At 44.2% G+C, this 22,772-nt stretch carries 20 protein-coding genes; 6 read left to right on the top strand and 14 right to left on the bottom strand.

Annotated features, from left to right (window positions below; translation table 11 throughout):
• On the bottom strand, nucleotides 1–444 hold a 444-nt coding region (locus VK541_RS03750), incomplete at its 3' end, for a carboxypeptidase-like regulatory domain-containing protein (protein WP_324367061.1).
• Between the two features lie 97 nt (nucleotides 445–541).
• Nucleotides 542–1,759, bottom strand: a complete 1,218-nt coding sequence (locus tag VK541_RS03745; RefSeq protein ID WP_324367060.1) for an anhydro-N-acetylmuramic acid kinase — start codon at nucleotides 1,757–1,759, stop codon at nucleotides 542–544.
• A 447-nt stretch (nucleotides 1,760–2,206) separates the two neighbouring features.
• Between VK541_RS03745 and nagB the strand changes: the two genes are divergently transcribed.
• Together nagB and VK541_RS03735 are read left to right on the top strand one after the other, a co-directional pair.
• Complete coding sequence (gene nagB / locus VK541_RS03740) at nucleotides 2,207–4,126, top strand: glucosamine-6-phosphate deaminase (RefSeq protein WP_324367058.1); 1,920 nt, start codon at nucleotides 2,207–2,209, stop codon at nucleotides 4,124–4,126.
• A 25-nt stretch (nucleotides 4,127–4,151) separates the two neighbouring features.
• Nucleotides 4,152–5,306, top strand: coding sequence for an acyltransferase family protein (locus VK541_RS03735; RefSeq protein ID WP_324367056.1), 1,155 nt, complete (start codon nucleotides 4,152–4,154; stop codon nucleotides 5,304–5,306).
• On the opposite strand, the gene VK541_RS03730 is transcribed toward VK541_RS03735, so the two are convergent.
• Nucleotides 5,303–6,853: a glycoside hydrolase family 10 protein gene (locus VK541_RS03730; protein ID WP_324367054.1), complete on the bottom strand. Its 1,551-nt coding sequence runs from the start codon at nucleotides 6,851–6,853 to the stop codon at nucleotides 5,303–5,305. The genes VK541_RS03735 and VK541_RS03730 overlap by 4 nt on opposite strands.
• A 187-nt stretch (nucleotides 6,854–7,040) precedes the next feature.
• Between VK541_RS03730 and VK541_RS03725 the strand changes: the two genes are divergently transcribed.
• The gene (locus VK541_RS03725) at nucleotides 7,041–7,949 is read left to right on the top strand and encodes a hypothetical protein (protein WP_324367052.1); all 909 of its coding nucleotides are present in this window, start codon (nucleotides 7,041–7,043) and stop codon (nucleotides 7,947–7,949) included.
• Here the strand turns inward: VK541_RS03725 and VK541_RS03720 are convergent.
• The 4 genes from VK541_RS03720 to VK541_RS03705 form a co-directional block, all read right to left on the bottom strand.
• A complete protein-coding gene (locus VK541_RS03720) occupies nucleotides 7,941–11,660 on the bottom strand; it encodes an ATP-binding protein (RefSeq protein ID WP_324367050.1) in 3,720 nt (1,239 codons plus the stop codon). The two genes, VK541_RS03725 and VK541_RS03720, sit on opposite strands and share 9 nt — an antisense overlap.
• 32 nt (nucleotides 11,661–11,692) lie before the next feature.
• Nucleotides 11,693–12,574, bottom strand: a complete 882-nt coding sequence (fabD, locus tag VK541_RS03715) for an ACP S-malonyltransferase (RefSeq protein ID WP_324367048.1) — start codon at nucleotides 12,572–12,574, stop codon at nucleotides 11,693–11,695.
• Between the two features lie 69 nt (nucleotides 12,575–12,643).
• Nucleotides 12,644–13,273: a GTP cyclohydrolase I FolE gene (gene folE / locus VK541_RS03710; protein WP_324367047.1), complete on the bottom strand. Its 630-nt coding sequence runs from the start codon at nucleotides 13,271–13,273 to the stop codon at nucleotides 12,644–12,646.
• Between the two features lie 2 nt (nucleotides 13,274–13,275).
• A complete protein-coding gene (locus VK541_RS03705; RefSeq protein WP_324367045.1) occupies nucleotides 13,276–13,695 on the bottom strand; it encodes a 6-pyruvoyl trahydropterin synthase family protein in 420 nt (139 codons plus the stop codon).
• 122 nt (nucleotides 13,696–13,817) lie between these two features.
• On the opposite strand from VK541_RS03705, the gene mqnB reads away from it, so the two are divergent.
• Both mqnB and VK541_RS03695 read left to right on the top strand, forming a co-directional pair.
• A complete protein-coding gene (gene mqnB, locus VK541_RS03700; protein WP_324367043.1) occupies nucleotides 13,818–14,450 on the top strand; it encodes a futalosine hydrolase in 633 nt (210 codons plus the stop codon).
• A gap of 34 nt (nucleotides 14,451–14,484) precedes the next feature.
• Nucleotides 14,485–15,330, top strand: coding sequence for a 1,4-dihydroxy-6-naphthoate synthase (locus VK541_RS03695; RefSeq protein WP_324367042.1), 846 nt, complete (start codon nucleotides 14,485–14,487; stop codon nucleotides 15,328–15,330).
• Nucleotides 15,331–15,340: 10 nt separating this feature from the next.
• Here the strand turns inward: VK541_RS03695 and VK541_RS03690 are convergent, their stop codons facing one another.
• From VK541_RS03690 to VK541_RS03660, 7 genes are all read right to left on the bottom strand, one after another.
• On the bottom strand, nucleotides 15,341–15,673 hold the full coding sequence (locus VK541_RS03690; RefSeq protein WP_324367040.1) for a hypothetical protein: 333 nt from the start codon (nucleotides 15,671–15,673) through the stop codon (nucleotides 15,341–15,343).
• Between the two features lie 49 nt (nucleotides 15,674–15,722).
• Nucleotides 15,723–16,955: an ABC transporter permease gene (locus VK541_RS03685; RefSeq protein WP_324367038.1), complete on the bottom strand. Its 1,233-nt coding sequence runs from the start codon at nucleotides 16,953–16,955 to the stop codon at nucleotides 15,723–15,725.
• A 20-nt stretch (nucleotides 16,956–16,975) separates the two neighbouring features.
• Nucleotides 16,976–17,614 (bottom strand): MBL fold metallo-hydrolase, encoded by a 639-nt coding sequence (locus tag VK541_RS03680; RefSeq protein WP_324367036.1) that lies wholly within the window; start codon nucleotides 17,612–17,614, stop codon nucleotides 16,976–16,978.
• A 12-nt stretch (nucleotides 17,615–17,626) separates the two neighbouring features.
• Nucleotides 17,627–18,211: a gliding motility lipoprotein GldD gene (gene gldD / locus VK541_RS03675; protein ID WP_324367034.1), complete on the bottom strand. Its 585-nt coding sequence runs from the start codon at nucleotides 18,209–18,211 to the stop codon at nucleotides 17,627–17,629.
• The gene (aroE, locus tag VK541_RS03670; RefSeq protein ID WP_324367032.1) at nucleotides 18,208–18,954 is read right to left on the bottom strand and encodes a shikimate dehydrogenase; all 747 of its coding nucleotides are present in this window, start codon (nucleotides 18,952–18,954) and stop codon (nucleotides 18,208–18,210) included. The genes gldD and aroE overlap by 4 nt, the downstream gene beginning before the upstream one ends.
• Nucleotides 18,954–19,724 (bottom strand): phosphosulfolactate synthase, encoded by a 771-nt coding sequence (locus VK541_RS03665; RefSeq protein ID WP_324367030.1) that lies wholly within the window; start codon nucleotides 19,722–19,724, stop codon nucleotides 18,954–18,956. Before VK541_RS03665 ends, aroE begins: the two co-directional genes overlap by 1 nt.
• A 68-nt stretch (nucleotides 19,725–19,792) precedes the next feature.
• A complete protein-coding gene (locus tag VK541_RS03660) occupies nucleotides 19,793–21,196 on the bottom strand; it encodes a tetratricopeptide repeat protein (protein WP_324367028.1) in 1,404 nt (467 codons plus the stop codon).
• Between the two features lie 293 nt (nucleotides 21,197–21,489).
• Between VK541_RS03660 and VK541_RS03655 the strand changes: the two genes are divergently transcribed.
• Nucleotides 21,490–22,772 (top strand): aldehyde dehydrogenase family protein (locus VK541_RS03655; RefSeq protein ID WP_324367026.1); only part of this gene is annotated, 1,283 nt, incomplete at its 3' end.

Raw genomic sequence — 22,772 nt, 5'->3', positions numbered from 1 at the left:
ATCCCCCTTTACAGAACTCACGTAACTGCCCATTTGCTTCCGGGTAGTTCCCTGCGAAGTACCGGTAATGATCACCTCATCCAGGCCAATATTGTCTGCGGTTAGCTCACCGTTAACCACTACCTGAACACCAGTGCCGAGCTGCACGGTCTTGGTCTGGGTTTTAAAACCGATAGAAGAAAACACAATCTGGTAGGTTCCCGAGCTCAGGTTAGCCGGCAGGTTAAATTTTCCCTCACTACTCGTCGCAACCGCGAAATTTGTATTCTGCACTTTAACTACGACCCCTGGTATGCCTACCTGAGAGCTCCCTTCCGTAACCCGCCCGCTTAAAATGTACTGCTTAGTTTGCGCATCTGCAGAGACTGCAAAAAGCAGAAATAAAATTGGCACCCATAAAACAAGCCTGTTTACCGGATGCCACATAGCGTAAAGTATTTTCATATGTTAAGGTTTTGATTACTTAAATATACCTTTTAGGCAGACATAATCAAAAGCTTAATATTTACACCCCATAAAGTTAACATTGGCTGCCCACTTACTAAAAAGGCAAAGAAATCTTGCCCATTGTTGTCGAAGGGACTCCTTCACGGTCCCCAAAATCTACAGTCCCGCCAACCAGCGTTTCATTGGCCAGCAATGCAAAAAGCACGGCCTCTTTAGCATCCGGGTTAATCCCCAGATCATCCGTTGAAAGAAAAGCCGCATCAGGCAGCCCTTTTTTTAGCCGTTCTGTCAGCAGCGGGTTGTGCATTCCGCCACCGCTCAGGTAAATCACCGGAGCAGCTCTATCTCCAAAACATCTTTTAATCGCCTCAACAATCACCTCTGCTGAAAATGCAGAAAGTGTGGCCAGCACATCTTCATTGCTCAGCGCAACATCTCCGTTTTCACCTGAGGTACCAGAACTCTTCTGCGCCTCCTTCAGGTAATGCAGGTTGAACAGTTCGGGCCCGGTTGTTTTGGGAAAGCCAGCTTCTAAAAACGGGGCGGTTTTCAGTGCTTTGAGCAAAGCTTCATTTACTATACCCGCTCTGGCCAGGGCCGCATCCTTGTCATAGTACATTCCCGGATAATGGGCCTGAACAAACTGGTCCATCATGGTATTCCCGGGACCAACATCTGTCGAAAACACCTTAGAAGCATCATTATCAGCCGGCAAATAAGTGAAGTTTGCGATCCCTCCGATGTTCAGCATCACCCTGTCTTCACCCTTTTTTGAAAAATAAAGATAGTCCCCATAAACAGCAAGGGGTGCTCCCTCTCCACCTGCGGCGATGTGTTTTTGCCGGAAATCACTAATGGTAATGATCCCAGTTTTAACCGCAATATGATCTCCGTCCCCGATCTGAAGCGTAGCATTGGGATAATCCGGTAATCTGTGTAAGGATGCCGGCGCATGAAAAATCGTCTGCCCGTGACTTGCTATTACATCAATATCTTCCGGCTTCAAGCCCCAACCTTTGAGTGTTTCCAGGATCATTTCCCCATGGATCAAACCTATTTTATCATTCATCAGGCACACCATTTGCAGGTCTGCATCCCTTCTGGAAAAAATAGACTTCACTTCGGCTTTAAATTCATCAGCGTAACCCACAGTCTTGAATTCCAATAGCCTAACTTTGGTCTGCGCACCTGAACTGCTTATCGCACACAGGGCAATATCGAGCCCGTCAAGCGAAGTACCAGACATCAGGCCAATGATCAGCCTTTCTTGTTTGCTAATGACATCAAAGACTTTTTGCCAATTTCTATTCATATTGTGATGTGTTTGTACTGCAATATAGAGTTTTTCATTTTCCTGCCGACTACCACAGCTGGTATTTGAGTAGTACATGCGCTCGCACTGAGTGCAGGGTGAGTGCACCCTGAGTCCACGGTGAGTGCACCTTTTTTCAGCAAAAAGGTGCACTCATCCCGTAGTCAATATGTAATTATGGCGTATTCGGTGTCTACCCATAAAGAACCCAGGTACCACACAAGCAGAGGTCAGGCCGCATTAGCAACAAATATCTGCAAATCTACCAATGGCGATATGGAAGAAAAACCGCCTCTGGGTTGTATCTCAATCGTTTGCAATAGTCAAATCACTAACTTTCAATACCATACGGACAAATTTTTAACGCAAACTATACCCTTAAAAGTTTGATAAAACCATTCAGGTGACCTATATTTACTGCTCCGTACAAACTTTAAGATCAACTAAATGGCAAGATTAAATCTTCTGGAAGAGACGCGCTTTGAAAAATTACCCGTCTCTGTCTTTGAAAACCCTAAAGCAGCATCAATTAGTGTAGCTAAACGTATTGGGAACCTGATTAAAGAAAAGCAGCAAAACAACACTTATGCGGTTTTGGGCTTGGCTACCGGAGCTACTCCGATAGCTGTTTATGCAGAACTGGTCAGAATGCATAAAGAAGAAGGTTTAAGTTTTAAGAACGTGGTCACGTTTAACCTGGATGAATACTACCCGATGCAGCCTGATGCTGCACAGAGCTATGTTTCCTTCATGAATGAGAACTTGTTTGACCACATCGATATCGACAAGAAAAATGTAAACATTCCCGACGGGACTTTAAAGCTGGAAGATATCCCTGCTTTCTGCCTGGCCTATGAAAAAAAGATCACTGATGTAGGCGGCCTGGATATCCAGGTCCTGGGTATCGGACGTACCGGTCACATTGGTTTCAATGAGCCGGGCTCCGCACCAAACTCCGGTACCCGTCTGGTAACGCTGGATGATTTGACCCGCCGTGATGCGGCAAGGGATTTCGGGGGTAAATCTTTTGTGCCGACCAAGGCCATTACCATGGGTATCGGTACCATTTTCAAAGCCAGGGAAATCATCCTTATGGCCTGGAACCGTAAAAAAGCTTCTATTATCAAAAAAGCTGTGGAAGGGGAAATCTCCAGTGATGTACCGGCGACCTACCTGCAGCTCTCTGATAATGTCGAGTTCATTTTAGATCAGGATGCGGCATCATTGCTGACACGTTTTGATACGCCGTGGTTGGTGAAGGATTGCGTCTGGGATGGAAAGATCACCAGAAAGGCAGTTATCTGGCTGGCCAATACATTAGGCAAACCTGTCTTAAAGCTTACTGAAGATGATTATAACAACAACGGAATGGCCCAGCTGGCAGTTGACCGCGGTCCGGTTTACAACATCAACATTGACATTTTTAACAAGTTACAGCATACCATTACCGGCTGGCCGGGCGGAAAGCCGAACGCGGATGATTCGCAAAGACCGGAAAGGGCCGAACCTGCTAAAAAACGTTCCATCATATTTTCCCCGCATCCGGATGACGATGTGATCTCCATGGGCGGAACTTTTATCCGCCTGGTAGACCAGCAGCACGATGTTCATGTGGCCTACCAGACTTCAGGCAATACAGCTGTATGGGACGACGATGTACTCCGGTTTGTAGAGTTTAATATTGACTTTGCCGAAAAGATGGGCCATGATCAGCCTGACCTTAAAGCCATGTATCACAACATGCGCGATTTCATGGAAAAAAAACAGCCCAACCAGGTCGATACGCATGAGATTCAAACGGTAAAAGGACTGATCAGAAAGGGTGAGGCTATTGCCGGCGCCCGTTATTGCGGACTTGAAGACGACCATATCCATTTTATGGCCCTTCCTTTTTATGAAAGCGGCAAGAACCAGAAGAACCCTGTAACCGATGAAGACGTCGTGCTCACCATGGATTTGCTGCAAAAGGTTAAACCGCAGCAGGTATTTGCCGCCGGAGATTTTGAAGATCCTCACGGAACGCACATTGTTTGTTTCAATATTATACTGAAAGCGCTGCAGCGTCTGGCAAAAACAGAGGACTGGGTAAAAGACTGCTGGCTGTGGATGTACCGCGGCGCATGGCAGGAATTTGAAACCCATGAAATTGAAATGGCCGTACCGCTGAGCCCTCAGGAGGTAGAAAGGAAAAAATTCGCTATCTTCAAGCATCAGTCGCAAAAAGACAAAGCAGTTTTCCCTGGTGATGATGCAAGGGAGTTTTGGAAAAGAGCGGAAGACAGGAACAGAGAAACTGCACAGGCCTATGACAACCTTGGATTAGCAAATTATGAAGCCATGGAAGCCTTTGTCCGTTATATATTCTGATCTCAGGATTTTTAATAACTAAATAATGGCCTCAACGATAAACGACAAACCTGCACGCCTGCTTTCCCTGGATTTTTTCAGAGGGGCGACAGTGGCGGCGATGATATTGGTGAACAACCCGGGGAGCTGGGCACATATTTACGCGCCATTGGAGCATGCCGAATGGAATGGCTGTACGCCGACTGACCTGGTTTTTCCTTTTTTCCTGTTTATCGTTGGGGTTTCTATTGCTTACGCTATGGGCAGCAGGAAGCTGGATCCCGCCTCGCACAACAAAACAATCGTCAAAGCGCTGAAAAGGGCATTGATCCTGTTCGGGCTAGGGTTATTCCTGTCCCTGTTTCCAAAAGTATTCACAGAACCCGCCGAAGCTTTTCAGCATGTGCGTATTCCCGGAGTGCTTCAGCGAATTGCGGTGGTATTCTTTATTTCCTCGGTCATCTTTTTAAAGACTTCTGAAAAGAACATTTTCCGGTTGTTTATCGTTTTGCTTGCGGTCTACTGGGCTTTGATGACCTTTGTGCCTGTTCCGGGGATCGGTTATGCCAATCTCGAAAAGGAAACCAATCTGGGTGCATGGATAGACAGGGGAGTGCTCGGTGAGGCCCATTTATGGAAATCGGCCAAAACCTGGGATCCTGAGGGAATACTGGGAACCATTCCCGCCGTTGCCACCGGCTTGTTTGGGATACTGGTGGGAGTTTATCTAAAACGCAAAGACCTTGATGCGGCGACTAAAATGGCATGGTTGTTTTCAGCAGGCTTTGCCGCAATAGCACTTGGCTGGGTCTGGGGCCTTCAGTTTCCTATTAATAAATCGCTCTGGACCAGTTCCTTTGTCCCGTTTACCGGAGGGCTGGCCACCGTGGTGCTCTCTCTGAGCTACTGGATCATTGACGTCAATAATTATAGCCGATTCACAAAGCCATTTGTGGTATATGGGGTCAACGCGATCACCGTATTTTTCTTATCCGGTTTGATACCGAGGATCCTGAATATGATCAAAGTCACCCAGCCCGACGGCTCCGAAACCGGCGCGCAGAACTGGCTTTACGAAAGCTTTTTTATGCCCTATTTCTCACCTGTCAATGCCTCTCTGGCCTGGGCGGTCACTTTTGTACTGTTCTGGCTGGCCATTCTTTGGCTGATGTACAGCAGGAAAATCATTATAAAAGTCTAATTGGAAGCGTTGATCACCTTTGCCTGAACGCCTACCGGTCCGCTTGGGTCGCTTTCATTTTTAAGCCTGTCCAGCGCAGTGACGAGGTAATTGTACCTTTTACCGCTATTTACGCTGGTGTCAATAAAAGAGGTAAAATCCTCAAAACTGATCCTGAGTATATTTTTCGCGTTGAGCACATCAATTTTCTCACCTTCTTCAAAACGATAGACCACGTATCCCGACGCGGTCTCTCCGTCCGATGCCTTTAACGGCTTTTGCCAATTCAAATGCACTCCGTCAGTTAATGCTTCCGCACTGAGCTGCTGGGGCTGATTGGGCACGATCTCATCCAGCCATGGCATCTGAGGAGGCAATGCGGGATACCTGTACAGATCATTCCGGAGAGAATCGCCCGTGGCCCGGGCTACATTGGAAAATGACTTTGAGCTAAAGTATACACTCCCCTGTACCCTGTTGTTGCCCCTGATATAGCGTACCTGGTCAGGGATTTGATTTGGCAGGCGCCACGCGGCTTCCATTTTTTGGTTCATGAGATAGGCTGCCTGCCCGATGTAAAGGTGACGGCCAAAGGTATTATTGCTCCACCAGTCTACAAGCGTTGCAAAAGGCGCTACCCGTCGTGTGAAACTAAAATAAATCTGCGGATTGATGTAATCAACCCATCCTTCCTGCACCCATTTCCTGGAATCGGCAAAGAGCTCGGCATAATTGGACAGGCCACTGGTAGCCGAACCCAGTGAATCTTCTGAAATATTTCTCCAGATCCCAAATGGACTAACTCCAAACTTAACATGGTTTTTATAAAAATGGATGCTGTCCCTGAGCTCTTTGATCAGCAGATTTACATTGTTGCGCCGCCAGTCATTAATATTGGTGAAGTCATTAGGGTATTTCTGAAAAGTTGCGCTGTCATTTATCCGCTGGCCTTCCACGTTGTAAGGATAGAAATAATCATCAAAATGAATTCCATCCACGTCATATCCCTTCACCACATCCAGGATCACCTGCACAATGTATGCTCTTACCTCCGGTATGCCGGGATCAAACTGCTTTTTCCCGGCATAAGTAAAGAAAAGCTCAGGCCGCTTTTTTGTCATGTGGCTTTCGTGTACAACGGCGTATGGGCTCATTGTGGCCCGGTAAGGGTTGAACCATGCGTGCAGCTCCATACCCCGCTGGTGTGCCTCCTTTATGGCAAATTCCAAAGGATCATATCCCGGTGCCGGTGCCACACCTTGTTTGCCCATCAGCCATTGGCTCCAGGGCTCTCTTGATTTGGCATAAAATGCATCGGCAGCTGGTCTTACCTGCAGCAAAATGGCATTCATTCCATTGGCTTTGTGCTGCTCAAGGATGCCGATAAGCTCTTGTTTTTGACGGTCAGCGCTCAGCCCGGGTTTGGACGGCCAGTCTATGTTCGTTACCGTGGCTACCCAGACACCTCTGAACTCTCTTTTTGGAGCAATTTTTGTTGTGGTTTGCGAAAATACGGGTAGCGGAATTGATAAAATTAATAATAGCGCATAAATAGTGGCTTTGAGCATACTTTTATGTGTTTTTCCAGTGGTATAAAATAGTTTCATTTGTTGTGTGCAGCAGACAATTCTGCCCCTAATCTTAGCAAGTAAACGAATTTTTTGAAAGTCTCATACAATTTGGAGTTTTTTTTACCATTTATTATATTTTACTTATGTTCGTTTGCAACCCAAATATAGTTAAGAATTTATAACGATGTCAGATCAGAATGATATAGTGAACAAAGCCGATCGTAACAAGATCTATTTTCTTGTGGTCGTAATTGCTGCACTCCTGGGTACAAATGCCTATCTTTTTTTCAAAGATAAACACCAAACCGAACGCTACGCCAGCGTAAGTACCGAAAAAGACCGGCTTAAACTCGAAGTAGAGAAAATCGAGGTGGAGCTGGACAAGGTAAATGCGCTTAATGTGACCTTAACTGATAAGCTGATTAAAGAACAGGGTCTGGCACGCGAAAAGATCGCCCAGCTTAAACTCGCGCTGCAGCAGGGTCAGCTGACACAAGAAGACCTCATTAAGGCCCAGGAACAGGTAAAAGAGCTCAGAGAGTTTGTGCGGACCTATAATGAAACCATTATCAGACTGGAAAAAGAAAATTTACGCCTGAAATCGAGGATGGACAGCCTGAGAGCATCCGCAAATTCCGCGGCAATGCATGCCGCAGAACTTGAACAGCAAAACTCAGAACTGAATGCCCAGGTAAAAACCAGTTCGGCATTGAAAGCCGCTAATGTAACAGTGATTGCATACCGGGTAAAAAGCAGCGGAAAGAATATTGAAGTTACGAAAGCAGGTTCCGCAAAAAAGCTTAGTGTTTCTTTTGATCTTGTGCCCAATCCCCTGGCGCAGAAGGATTATCATAAGGTCTATCTGCGTGTGTTTGATCCTGCGGGCAACCTCATCGCCAATGAAAACAATATGTTTGAAGCAGAAGGACAAGAGATGCAGTACAGCTCCTCTACCTCTATATCTTATAATGACGACAATACTTCTTATACGATGGACTGGATCAATCCTAACCAATTTATGAAGGGAACATACGCCGTAATTCTATATGCCGACGGATATACCATGGGGCGCTCTGAAATCGCGCTAAGATAAAGGGAAGCTGAGATAAAAAGTCGTTCCGACCTCTGTTAAGGATTTAAATTCAATGGTTCCCCCCGCATTTTCTACTGCCTGTTTTACAAACGCAAGCCCAAGTCCGGTTCCGGATGATTTAGTCGTAAAGTTAGGGACGAATATTTTGTCCTGCAAAGAAACATCTATACCCTTCCCGTTGTCTTCAACTGCGATAGATACCTTTTCATGGTCATTGGTAATAGTTACCTTGATGAGACACTTCTTTACTGCAGCAGCGGCTTCTATGGCATTCTTAAACAGGTTGTTAAAAGTTCGAAGCAGCTGGTCTTTATCGCCGAGTATAATCACTTCGCGTGTGGTCTGGTTCAAAATGTAGATCTCTGCGTTTTGCGCATTGGTAAAAACGTCCCTCGCCTGCCCGATTATTGGCAGCAGCTGCAGTTTTTCCAGCTTGGTATCGGGCATTTTGGCAAAATTGGAGAACTCAGAAGCAATGGTGGATAAACTGTCGATCTGCTCGATGAAGGATTTGCTGAAGCGCTCAAACTTCTTTTCAAAATTGGCATCTTTTTCTTTCCATGATTTTTCCAGCAGCTGCACACCAAGCTTCAATGGTGTCAATGGATTTTTTATCTCATGCGCCACCTGCTTGGCCATTTCGCGCCAGGCGCTTTCCCGCTCTGATCTGGCCAGCTTATTTGCGCTGTCATCCAGCGCCGAGATCATCTTGTTATACTCTTTGATCAGTGATCCGATCTCATCATGACGGGACCACACGATGGGCTGGTTCTTCTGCCCCAGCTTTGTTTTTTTGATGCTGTCTTGTATGAAGGTAAGCGGGCTGGTGATCTGGTTGGCCAAAAACACGGCAAGTATACCTATGGCAACAAATACGAGTGCGTAAATATTAATGAGCGTATTGATGAATACACCGATCTTGCTCTGGTAGTCTGCCTCATTTGAATAGTAAGGCACATTGATATAGGCAACTGTTTGGTTCTGGGCATTTCTGATGGGGGCATAAGCGGATGCAAACACAAATTTCCCTATTTTCTCAGCAGGGTCAATAAATTCCGATCGCTGAAGCTGGGCCAGATTGACGAAAGCATTTGGACTCATGCGCCTGCTCAGTATCCCCTGATCAAACATTCCGGGCAATGAGGTGAATAAAAGACCGCCATTGATGTCAAAAAGATTTAAGTAAGCAGCATTGATGTCGGCAAACTGGTTAAAATCGGCAATGGCTTTATCAGTTGGGTAAGGAATTCCGGCACTCAAAACCTGTTTCTCATAAGATTGCTGAACTTTACGCACTTTCTCCTTTATGAAATCCAACTGCTGTTCCCGGTATTCCTTCCGGATATAAAAATAGGTAGTCCAGCCTACTATAAGCAGGGTCGCGACTACCGACAACACGATAGAAAACTGAATCCTCGTCTTGTAAAGGATCTTGTTTGCGTTGATCATCAGGGAACGGTTGATATTGAACCAGCCCGTCCAGCTCTCATCAATGTTCTTCATCAGCCAGATCAGGATATAAATGGTTAATGAAAACAAGATGAACACCAAAAAGAAAAAGGACAGGGTAGCAAGGCGGACCACGTAAGAGACATTCTCCTTACTGATGACCAGGACTTTCGATGACACCGGTGAATACACAAGGTGGGTAAAGTTTAAGCTGTCTGTAAAAAACTCTCTTTTGACAGATCGTTTCCTGTATTGGCCACTTGATAGTCTGTAGGTGTATTTTCCGGTCTGGCTTTCCAGTCTTCCGTCCTTGTAAAAAGCAATGGAATAATTGCTGTAGTCGTCGTCGTTTTTAATGGTATGGTCCAGCAGTATTTCAGGCAGCTGGCCTTTATAATTATAGGGCTGGGACTTGAGTTCAATAACGAGTGTCCCCAGCAAACGGCTGTCTTCAATGATTGGGATAATGCCAAAGTAGTTTTGGTAGCCAAAAGTGTCATTCAGTCTGTAAAAAAAATCTGATTCCTGCATTTTGACTGATCCTGACTGAACCAGTCCTTTGAAATAGGTCAGTTCGACACCCCTGTGCCCGGTAGTCGAAGAATCTGTACTGTTGTATTCATGAATGTTGTATTCAAACTTGGGCAGAAAGTTTTCCAGATATTGTTTGTTGATGTGTTTTTGCAATTCTACCTCACTGTTCAAGGCCGGCTGCTTAAAATAATGCCGTACAAACCGGTTGGACAAAATGCCTTTTTCCAGGTTTTCAATTGCACTGATCACTTTAAAATCCTCTGTTGTGACGAGTCTTTGGGCAATGGCTTCCCTGCTGTTCCATTCTTTTTCCCTGATAAACCTGAGGTATTTTACTGAGGAAATAAAAGCGAGACAAAAAAAGAGCGAAGCAAATATTCCTATGGAAAACTTATTCCCGCGTTTATAGAAACTCCATGCCATAATGAAGACAAACAGTCCATAGGCAATGAAAAACATGCTGAAGCCGGTCAGCAGCCGATACAGGAGGTATAAGGTGAATGCCCCCAGGAACAAAATCAGTCTTTCCCTGTTGGATACTTTTAACTGCAATGTCTGCTGCATTAAAATATTGGCAATAATGTAAATATTGAACCAAACCAGACACAGTATAATGATGCTTACCCAGCTGATCCAGCCCAGGTTGATGATATTGGTAATGTCAAAGTTGATCTTTGAGTTGATGATCAGGCCAAAGAAAACGGCGTCAAATAAAAAAGCGATCGCCCCGAAGATCAGCAAAAAGATAAAATGAAACGCAAGCCCGGCGGCCTTGCTGCTGATCAGCCATTTGGGCAGCTTATATTTATCACTGTAAGTATAAATGAAGAGCACAACCCAGGTAAGGGCGATGACATTGAGCAGAAAATCGCCAAGGGAGGGCATCAGAAAGCTTTCTGCGTAGATATTCGGACTAAAGATCTCCAGATCAAACTGGCGGTTGAACCAGCCGTATTCGAGATCGGTAATCCTTATTGCCAGAAAGAAGAGTGTCAAAAGCACTGTGGCAAGTATCAGATGTCCCCTCTTGACCAGCCAGGAGCAGAAGGAATTAAAAAACAAACAGAAACTGAAAAGGCCGACGGCCCACAGCCAGATCTCCATGGCCGCATAAATACTTTTGGTGTATCCGGGCTTCAGCTTTACTTCAAACAGCAAATTGCCGTCAAGTTTATTAATGCCCTTAACCTCGGGGTCTGTAAAAGTGGCCAGTGTAAGTGAATTGGTATTGGAAAGCAGCGGGGACATCTCATTGTCAAGATATTGATTCTGGATCGAGTACTGGCTTTTGATCTCTATTAGAAAAAGGATAATATAAGAGCCTGAAGTCTTTTTTATCACCTCATACCAACCATTTGAATATTGAGCAAAGGAAGAACCTTCCCTGATAAATTCCGGATCAGGAGGTATCGTTTTAACGGAACTCCAAAACCTAAGCTGACCATCCTGATAGGTCAGAATATTAAGGCCTTTATCGCCATAAGTATTCATAAAGTTCAGGCCATAATCTTCGTTTACATGATATTGCTTGGCACTTTCGATCTGTCTGGCATCTGCAAGAAAGTTATAAGCAATCCGCTCCTTTACGGCAAGGCTCTCCTGAAGCCTGGCGGCTTCATGTTTTAATTGTTCCTTTTTTGTGATCGAATGCTTTAGCGACAATGCGGTCACGATACAGCAAGCGCCAAGCACCACTAAAAGAAACCGGATTTTGCCTGCTATACTCACCTTTTATGCTATTGGATTAAGCGTTCATTTTATCATGCGGACGTAGCCGAACTGGTTTGTACTTCCCGGCTCACCTTTCTGACTAAGCCCTGTAATACATTTCCCGGGCCAATTTCCACAAATTCAGTGGCGCCGCCGGCGATCATACGCTCAATTGTTTGCGTCCACTTTACCGCACCCGTTAGCTGGGTAATTAGATTTTCTTTTATTTTTTCAGGGTCGGTATTGGCAGTTGGGTCCACATTCTGATATATTGGACAGATTGGCGCTGCAATGTCTACCTTTTCAATGGCATCCTGGAGCTCTGCTCTTGCAGGTTCCATTAGCGGGGAGTGGAATGCGCCGCCAACATTTAGTTTTAAGGCACGTTTTGCTCCCGCTTCTGTCAGTTTCTGGCAGGCCAGATCTACACCTCCGATGCTTCCCGAAATAACGATCTGCCCGGGACAATTGTAGTTTGCTGCAACCACTATTTCATCGATCTCTCCACAAATACGCTCCACAACATCATCGGCAAGACCCAGAATGGCCGCCATAGTGGACGGCTGTAATTCGCAGGCCTTCTGCATGGCATTGGCCCTGGTGATCACCAGTTTCAATCCATCTTCAAAAGACAAGGCGGATGCAGCAACAAGGGCAGAGAATTCTCCTAAAGAGTGTCCCGCTACCATATCCGGTTTAAAGTCGGCACCAAGAGTTTTAGCCAGGATCACTGAATGAAGAAATATTGCGGGCTGCGTTACTTTTGTCTCCTTAAGTTCTTCATCCGTACCCGAGAACATAATGTCACTGATACGGAAACCGATGATTTCATTGGCTTTTTCAAACATAGCTCTGGCTTCTTCATTTTCGTAAAGTTCCTTACCCATACCTGAAAACTGAGCGCCCTGTCCTGGAAATATATATGCTTTCATTCTTTAATTGTTTGGTTAAAATCAAGGCTTGCGCCCCTGTCTTATTCCTTGATACTAAATACTAACTTGTTAATGTAAATTGGCAGTGATGAGCCGTAAAAACTCCGCCCTTGTTTTATCTTTTGCGAATTCGCCGGTAAAGGCTGAGGTCGTGGTCACAGAATTTTGCTTTTGTATACCGCGCATAGCCATGCACAGGTGTTTACATTCGATCACTACAGCAACGCCGGCTGGCTGCAGCGTTTCCTGAATACAATCCCTGATCTCATTTGTCAGACGCTCTTGAACCTGCAAACGCCGTGCAAATGCATCAACTATACGAGGTATCTTGCTTAGGCCTACAATATGACCATTAGGAATGTACGCAATGTGGGCCTTACCGAAAAAAGGAAGCATGTGGTGCTCACACATAGAAAAGACTTCTATGTCCTTAACCACAACCATTTGACTATAATCTTCTTTAAACATCGCCCCGCGAAGTATCTCTGAAGGATTGAGGTCATAGCCATGGGTGAGGTACTGCAAGGCCTTAGCCACGCGCTCAGGTGTTTTTAACAACCCTTCCCGCTCGGGATTCTCTCCAAGCTGGCCTAAAATATCTTTGTAGTGGTCAGCTACCGCGTTTATCTTACCTGCGTTGTAGCGGTCTATTTTAATGTAGCCGTTCTCTTCTTCATCAAGGTGGTCTGTATGATTCATAATTATGCTAATTGACCGAAGTATTCAACAAAGTTATTTTCGGTCTCGTAAATTTTTATGCAGTGCAGCTGAGCTCCGGATTCCGAGATCAAAGGGAGCAGTACCTTCCAGATTTCTATTGCAAGATTTTCTGTAGAGGCTAATTTTCCTTTCATAAAATCTACATCAAGATTTAGGTTCTTGTGATCAATCTTGTCAACCACATAGGTGTTGGTGATATCTTTCAGCCACTTTAAGTCAACTAAAAATCCGGTTTCCGGATTGACCTCACCCTTGACAGTTACATACAACTGATAGTTATGTCCGTGCCAGTTCGGGTTGGCACATTTACCATAAACTTCCGTATTTTTTTCTTCGGTCCAGTCGGGTCTGGACAATTTGTGCGCTGCGTTAAATGATGCTTTTCTCGTTATGTATATCATTTCCGGTTATGTTATTGGCAAATATACACAGAAAGCTTTAAGTAGAAAGGTTTAAGGCAAATGCATTACCTGTATTCAATACTTATGGTTAACTTAGATTTCCCTGAAATACTCCTGTACAAATGAAGATTCTTATAGTAGCAGCAACAAGACCAGAAATTGCACCGTTATATGTGCATTTCAATTTACCTCAAAAGGATTTTGTGCAGACTGCGGAATTTGACATTCTCATTACCGGAGTCGGAATGACTGCTGCCGCCTTTGCGCTGGGTCAGCGGCTCTCTTCAAAATACAATCTTGTTCTAAATTTGGGTATAGCGGGCAGTTTCGATCCGACTATCCCCCTGGGTTCGGTATTGAATATTATCAGCGATGAGCTGTCGGAACTGGGTGCAGAAGATAAAAATGGATTCATAGGAATTGATGAGCTGGGCTTTGGCAAAAGCAAGTTCAGCGCCCATCATCACCTCCTGAATGACCTGCTTACTTCCCTGAAAAGGGTCAGCGGAATAACCGTTAATCGTGTGCTTGGCAACGAGAACAGTATAGCCGAGATCATAAAGCGTCTGAACCCGGCAACGGAAAGTATGGAAGGAGCAGCGGTACTTTATTCCTGTGAACAGACCGGAACGCCCTGTCTGCAGGTGCGGAGCATTTCAAATTATGTAGAACCGCGCAACAAAGAGCGCTGGAAAATAGGTCTTGCGGTCAAAAATCTGAACGACTGGGCGATTCGCTTTTTGACAAATACTTAACCAATGCACTCTTCACAGTCGCTACCTTTGCCTTATGAAACTTACCCTGGGATTTTCACCCTGTCCTAATGATACCTTTATTTTTGATGCGCTGATCCATCACAAAATTGACACCGAAGGCTTGGATTTTGAAGTGTCTTTCGACGATGTGGAAACTTTAAATCAAAAAGCGTTCAGGGGAGAACTCGACATTACCAAACTTAGCTTTCATGCCTTTGCCTATGTTTGTGAGCAGTATGCCTTGCTGGATGCCGGCAGCGCGCTGGGATTTGGTGTAGGTCCGCTGCTGATCTGCAAAAAAGAAGCCCTTTTAGCTGACGCGGAAAATTTAGACCCTAAACTAAAAGTGGGAATCCCCGGCAAGTTTACCACTGCTAATTTTTTATTGGGCATTGCTTTTCCCCATTTAGCGGACAAACAGGAAATGATTTTCTCGGAGATTGAGGATGCGCTGATCCATGAAAAGATAGATCTCGGACTCATCATTCACGAGAACAGGTTTACCTATTCGGAAAAGGGCCTTCATAAGATCATTGATCTGGGCAGTTACTGGGAGCAGTTAACGGGTTGTGCCATCCCTTTGGGCGGTATTGTGATCAACCGCAACCTGGACCATTCCGTTCAGGAGAAAGTGAACAGGTTATTGCGAAAATCTGTCGAGTTTGCATTCGCGCATCCCAAATCCGGATTGGATTTTATCAAAGCGCATGCACAGGAAATGAGTGAAGAGGTGATGTACAGGCACATTGAACTCTATGTAAACAAATATTCTATTGATCTTGGTACTGAAGGACGAAAAGCAATAGATGTTTTGTTTAAAATGGCACAGGAAAGGGGTGCAATTCAACCGTTAACACAAAACATCTACTTCAGACCCTAAACCATTAAATCTAACGGCAGGGGCCATCCGGGATCTCCTTCGTCATCTTCAATAATTTTGTAACTACCATCGTAGAATCGAAATCCGCAGAAACGATCAGACTGTCAGACTTAATAAAATGGCACTCTACTTCAATGTATACGGGCTCGTAGGGCTTCTCAAAATTGAAATTGCTATAGGCAAGCTCCAGTGTTTTGGCGCTGTCAGCTACCCAATACTCCCTGCCTTCCTCACAATCAGTGAACGATTTTATTTCCGGACCAAAACTATACAGGCCCTTTATCAATTTAGTATCGCTTTTTTTCTCTTCCCCGGACTTTTGGTTACAGGCAGAAATTGCCATAGCAAACAGGAAAAACAATAAAATTGACTTTTTAAACAAATGCATACGATTAAAGATCTTGATTTAAATGGTTTATCTTTTTCACACTTAAATTAGATGACAAAGCTGATGCCACAAAAGAGAAAACACTTACAGTTAAAAACACGAGCATAAAATCCATCCCTTTAAAAGCTACCGGATAGGCATTTGCTATAACCAGATTTTCCTCCGACATTTTAAAAACTCCGAACTTTTGCTGTACTAAACAGAATAAGAATCCAACAATAAGCCCGAATATGCATCCGGTCATCGTGATCATCATCCCTTCAAATAAAAATATTCGCTTTATCAGTTTTTTCCCGGCACCCAAACTGCTCAGCACCGCTATGTCTTTTAGTTTGTCGATGACCAGCATGGTTAGTGAGCCTATGATATTAAATATAGCAATAATGAGTATAAAGGTAAGGATAATATATACAGCCCACTTTTCGGTTCCCAGGATGTTGTACAACACTCTGTTTTGCTGGATCCTGTCTTTAATTTCATAATGATCTCCGATGCGCTGTTCTATCTCATCCTTAAATTTTCCGGCATCAACTCCAGGCTGCAGGTTGATTTCAACAGATGAGATCCTTTCCGGTTCATCCAGTAGTGAGCGCGCAAATGACAGTGGAACTATTGCCACATTGTCAAAATCCTGCTGAACCTCGAATACACCGGAGACAGGAATAGACAAAACATTAAAATCATCTGCTGGATTAAGAGAATTTGGTTTGCTGCCTTTTTTCGGAGAAAAGACTTGCAGCTGGTTAAAAGGGTCTGTAATATTGACCATTAAATAGGCCTGGATGGCAGAGCCAATTACTGCGTTGCTGCCGGCACTGTTATTTAATACAAATTTTCCCTCGATCGTGATGCTGTCAAGACTCTTATTTTTAAGGTACTCTGTGCTTACGCCCTTGATCAGGCCCACGCTTTGCTTCTCATTGTACCTTAATAAAGCATTTTCAGACAATACCTGCGTATAGGAATATACATCCGGATTACTTTTTAAGGCTTTGAAATACTCCGTATCAGGATCAAAGGTTTTGCCCAGACGCGGCGATATGACAACCTGGGGGCTGATGGTATTGAACATTTTCAGCACAACCTCTTCAAAGCCGTTAAACACAGACAGAATGATGATCAGCGCTGCACTTCCCACAAAAACCCCTACCATAGATATCCCGGAAATGATGTTTATGGCATTGGTGGATTTTTTGGCAAAAAGATACCTGCGTGCTATGTAAAAAGGTGTATTCAATAGTTTCTGTTTAACAATTGTTATTGTAAAAAGGGGTTATGCAATTTTTCAAAACCTATGGAAGTCGGCTGCCCGTGTCCGGGATAGACTTCACAATCGTCAGGCAATATAAACAAGTTATTTTTGATACTGCTGATCAGCTGGCTATGATTTCCACCCGGCAGGTCTGTACGGCCTATACTGTTATAAAACAGAACATCACCGCCAATCAGGAAATTATCCGCTCTTGCATAAAAACACAGGTGTGCCGGCGAATGACCAGGAGCAAAAATAAGCTCCAGCTCGCTTTCGCCAAAGACAACCTTACCTGTTTCCGGGAGAAAGACTTCCGGCTCCGGAGAAAGTTCATACTGTAATCCCATAGCAGGCAAATAGCCCGGTATCGCTTGCAAAACCCTCAGCTCTCCCTGGTGAAACTGGGGCTTCAGTCCCCAGTTGTCATACACGAATTTGTTTCCAAAAACATGGTCATAGTGACAATGTGTATTCAGCAGGAGCACCGGCCTGAGGCCTTTCTCTTTAATGAACCTGACCAGCAGGTTCTGCTCTTCTGCATCATACATTCCCGGGTCTATGATCACACAGTCCAGGGTTTCATCATATAACACATAAGTGTTTTCCCTAACCGGGTTAAAAGTAAATCCTTGTAAACTGATCATCCTGATAAATTACTAATTCTTCCATTTAAAAGTCTCTATCATCCTGTCAATGTCTTTCCTGATGAAAGTTACTACGGGCTGTATAGAATCATATTGCGGCCGTTCATTAAAATATAATGCGCCCCTGAAATAATGTTTTGTACTGTCTGTTAAAAAAAACTGAACGGATGAGGCTGTATTACCTTCTATAGCATAATATATGCCATATACCTTTTTATCAGGATAATTAATCAGCTTTTGGTCTATCGCACTGGCCTTCACCGTATGTTTAAAAGCAAAAGTCCTGGCATCTTCAATCAATCCTTCATATTCCGCTTTGGAGGAAACGTCATAATAAGTAAGGTGAAGACGACCATTAAACTGTGTAAAAGAAAGATTGTACCAGCATGGTTTTGTTCCGCTGCTGCTATCGGGCTGCATAACCGCATAAACAGGATAATCAAAAGCGTAAGCACAGCCATTATCAAAATGCTGATATGCTTTTTTGGGAAGATCGATATGGTAATATCCTCTTGGCTTGGGGCTGTAACTATTTCCGGAACATGCAGCAAATGTCAGTGCCAGTCCAAGAAGACAAAAAATTAATGTGCGCTTCATTTGCTGTTCCAAATATACCATGACCGCTCTGCCTGCAGATACAACATTTCCATTCCGTTCTTCACTTTAGCTCCTTTTTCCTTTGATTTCCTGAGAAACACAGTTTCTTCAGGATTATAAACCAGGTCGTAAGCCAAATGCCTGTCAGACAAGGATTCATAGGGAATCTCAGGACAGCTGTCGTAATCGGGAGACATTCCCAGGGGCGTAGTGTTGATCAGTATGGTATATTCCTTCAGCACTTCAGCAGTGATCCGGTCATATAAGAAGGTCTCGCTGCCAGGCTTTCTGATGACCACCAGAAACGGGATACCCAGTTTATTCAATACATACTTTACAGCTTTGGCAGCACCCCCATTGCCCAGAACAAGTGCCCGGGTATGATGAGGTTCCAGCATAGGCGCCAAAGATTCTTCAAAACCGTAGGCATCGGTATTATATCCTTTTAGAAACAGCCTGCCGTTGCTGCGTTTCACCGCAATGCAGTTTACCGCCCCGATTTGCGCTGCAGCTTCATCGATCTCATCAAGGTAGGAGATTACGGCAAGTTTGTAAGGGATAGTTACATTAATTCCTTCCAGTTCCTGATCCTGAGCGATCAGGCCCGGGAGAAGCTCAACATTTTCTATTGGGAAAAGCTCATACGCACACCCGCAGATATTTTCGGCTGCAAATTTCTGTGTAAAGAACTTTTTAGAAAAGGAATGCGACAGCGGGAATCCGATTAAACCGAATCTTCTCATTACAATTTTTCCATATTCAGGAAATGGTCAAACGTATCGCCTCTTAAACCCAGACGAATGGTTTCGAGAGGAATAACCTCAGCAGGCGCAATATTTCCCAGGTTTACATTAGAGCCCAAAAGCTTTATAAACCATACCTGCTGTTCTTTTTGAGGAGCTTCCCAAATTATTGTCTCTTCAGGAATTTGCGTGAGTATCTCATCCACTAACCCTTCCCTTACCTCTCCTGACCCTCTGTATATCCCTACATTTCCGCCCTCTCTGGCTTCAGCTATAACTTTCCATGAACCGGCATCAATTTCTGCCTGCATCAGTTTGATCCATTTATAAGGAGCAAATATCTTAGCAGCGTCTTTAGAGCCTACTTCAGAGATCACAGTAACCTGTTTGGAAAGTTTTCGGATGTATTCGCATTTCAGATCATGTTCAATAGTGATCGATCCGTCGGAGACCTCAACATATTCCATTTCGAACTGATCAAGCACACGACGATAATCCTCAAACTGGTTACGGATGATAAATGCTTCAAACAGCGTGCCTCCAAAATAAGTTGGAATACCTGCCGACCTGTAAATAGCCAGCTTTTCTTTTAAGTTAGGTGTTACGAAGGAAGTTGCCCATCCAAGTTTTACAATATCAGTATGTACACCGGCAACATCAATGAAATCTTCTGTTTGCCTTAAACTAAGCCCTTTATCCATGACCATAGTAATCCCTTTATTGCGCGGTTTTACAGGTCTTTCTGGTAAATTATTCAATGGGTAATTCATATTGGTCACAAAGGTGAAAAAAAATGAACAGTTTTTATCAGCAATCTCCAATAAAAACTGTTCATTTTTTATTTTATATAGCGGTTGATCACTTCAAGTATCGAACCGTTTTCCTGTAACTGAGGTAAGTATTCAAACAAAATGTAATGTTTATCAGGATCTGTTGCAAGAGCAGTTTCCAGATATACCAGTGCGTCATTCTTTTCTCCCATTGCAAATAAGTAGGCCACCATGCGGTAATAAAGCTCCGCAGCATCAGGATTATTTTTGATGGCGTCTGCTATGGTTTCCGATGCTTCGACCAGTTTACCCTGTTCATACAGTACTGTGGAGAAATCCAGCCAGGCTTCAACATCCACAGGATTATATTCCAAAACTTTATAATAAGCCTCTACAGATTGCTCTATCTGACCAAGTTTATAATAGGCATCGGCCATCGCAAACCAGAAATCCGGATTTTCACCATCAAGATCAATCGCCTTTTTATAGAAATGGAGTGATTCAAAAAACCGCTCCTCAAAATTAAGGGTCACGCCGATTCCAAACCAGGCATCAGCCATTTTAGCATCCATTTTGACTGATTTCTTGTAATAAGACCGGGCTTCGTCCATACGCTCCAGTTTTTCATAACATTCACCGATTGCGCAATACGTATCTGCATTTGGCTTTTCGTATTCAAAAGTCTGTTTATAGACATCAATGGCTTCCGCAAAGCGATCAAGCTGAACCAGCGCATTGCCTTTGTTATAATATGCCGAAGCAAAGTTATCCTTGATTAGAATTGCATAGTCATAAGCATCAATCGCTTTTTCAAACAGGTCAAGTTTGTGATAAGAATTGGCCAGGTTATACCATGCAGCGTAAGAATAAGGATCATTGTCTATATACTCCTGGTAAAACTGGATACTTTCCTCCTGTTTGTCGAGAATATCATAACAGAAGGCGAGTTCATACAGGCCATCCTTGTTTTCCATATTCTGTTCCAGACTTTGCTTGATGTATACAATAGCGCTTTCATAATCCAGCATATTCTGATACACATAAGCAATCTGAAGCAAAATCTCGTCAGTTGTTTCCGCAAATTCGAGTGCTTTTTGAAAATTATCCAGTGCCTCCGAATAGCGTTCGAGGCTATTGTAAATATTTCCTCTTAACACGTAGATCTCAGATTCTGAAGCTTCCAGCATTTCGGCCTTTTGCAATGCAAGAAACGCACGCTCCGTCTGATCGGTTACATAAAACAACTGTGCCTGTTTGACCAGGAATACCGCAGCATAAGGATGCTGATTGAGTGCGTATTCTATGACCTGCAGGGCTTTTACAGGATCGTTCTTGTCAATATAATAATCAATAATGTTTTCAAAGGCCTGGGCATCAAAAAAGTATTGATCCTGATTGCGTATCATCTCTTCGTAACGCTCTACCGAACGCTGCGCATCATCACTAAAATCAAAATTAAATTCCTCTTCCATTTATCGAACAATTAAAGAACAGATCCCTGTGTTAAATATACACTATAAGTTTACAACAATAAACAGTACAAGACACCAAATAATTTTCAACATACACACATTAAATAGTGTAACGAACTGATAATAATACCCTATAGCTGTAATGACAAACCAATACGCAAAGGAACGGAACAATCTTTTAAAACTGGTAATATTGAGGTCAAGAAAGTATCGTGCCATTCTTGCTGATCCAGGAATTCTTAATTGTCCTTCCGTTATTTTTTTGTTGATTTGTAGTAAACTAGCTTTTAATTATGCAAACTATCAGTCAGGTTCTAAAAAACTTAAACATCCCGGAGTTAAACCCTGCTTACAGCACAGGCGCGGTATGGGGACCTCCTTCAGGCTCAGATACCATTGACAGCTATTCTCCCGTTGATGGCAAAAAAATAGCTTCGGTACAGGTAGCCAGCGGGGCAGACTATGAAAAAGTAATGAAAAAGGCCGCGGATGCTTTCATCTTCTGGCGCAGCATACCTGCTCCCAAACGAGGAGAAATCGTTCGCCAGTTTGGCGACGCACTGCGCCGGCACAAAACGGACCTTGGCACTCTGGTTTCCTATGAAATGGGCAAGAGCCTTCAGGAAGGTCTGGGGGAAGTACAGGAAATGATAGACATCTGTGATTTTGCGGTTGGCTTGTCCAGACAACTGTACGGATTGACAATGCACTCGGAAAGACCCGGACACCGCATGTACGAGCAATGGCATCCGCTGGGGGTGGTCGGTATCATTTCTGCCTTCAACTTTCCTGTAGCAGTATGGAGCTGGAATACGGCTCTGGCCTGGGTTTGCGGAAATGTATGCGTATGGAAGCCATCCGAAAAAACCCCGGTCACTGCCATTGCATGCCAGCACATCATTGCAGGTGTATTTAAGACAAATGATATTCCGGAAGGCGTTTCAAATCTGATCATAGGAGATAAAGTTACCGGCGGATTGATGACCAATGACAACCGCGTAGCACTGATCTCCGCAACGGGGTCCACCCGAATGGGCAAAGAAGTAGGAGTAGCGGTTGCCGCCCGCCTGGGGAAAAGCTTATTAGAGCTGGGGGGCAACAATGCAATCATCATCTCAGAACACGCAGATCTGGACATGAGCCTGATTGGCGCCGTCTTTGGAGCAGTAGGCACGGCCGGGCAACGTTGTACTTCTACCCGCAGGCTGATCATCCATGAAAGTGTTTATGATGTTTTTACCGCCAGGCTGGTTAAAGCCTACGGGCAGCTGCGCATTGGCAACCCGCTTGATGAGCACAATCATGTTGGCCCGCTGATTGACAGCGCCGCTGTTACCAGTTATTTGAGTGCTATTGAAAAATGCAAAGCTGAAGGAGGAAGATTTATCGTTGAGGGCGCAGTCCTGGAGGGCCCGGATTATACAAGCGGGTGCTATGTAAGACCCTGCATCGCAGAGGTAGAAAACGATTATAAAATTGTACAGCACGAAACCTTTGCCCCCATTCTGTATTTAATAAAATATAAAACCCAGGCCGAAGCCATTGTCTTGCAGAATGGTGTTCCGCAAGGACTGTC

This window comes from Pedobacter sp., from assembly GCF_035317785.1.
GTDB lineage: Bacteria > Bacteroidota > Bacteroidia > Sphingobacteriales > Sphingobacteriaceae > Pedobacter.
The sequence above is the reverse complement of the archived record's forward strand: the minus strand, read 5'-3'. Positions and strand labels throughout refer to the sequence as shown.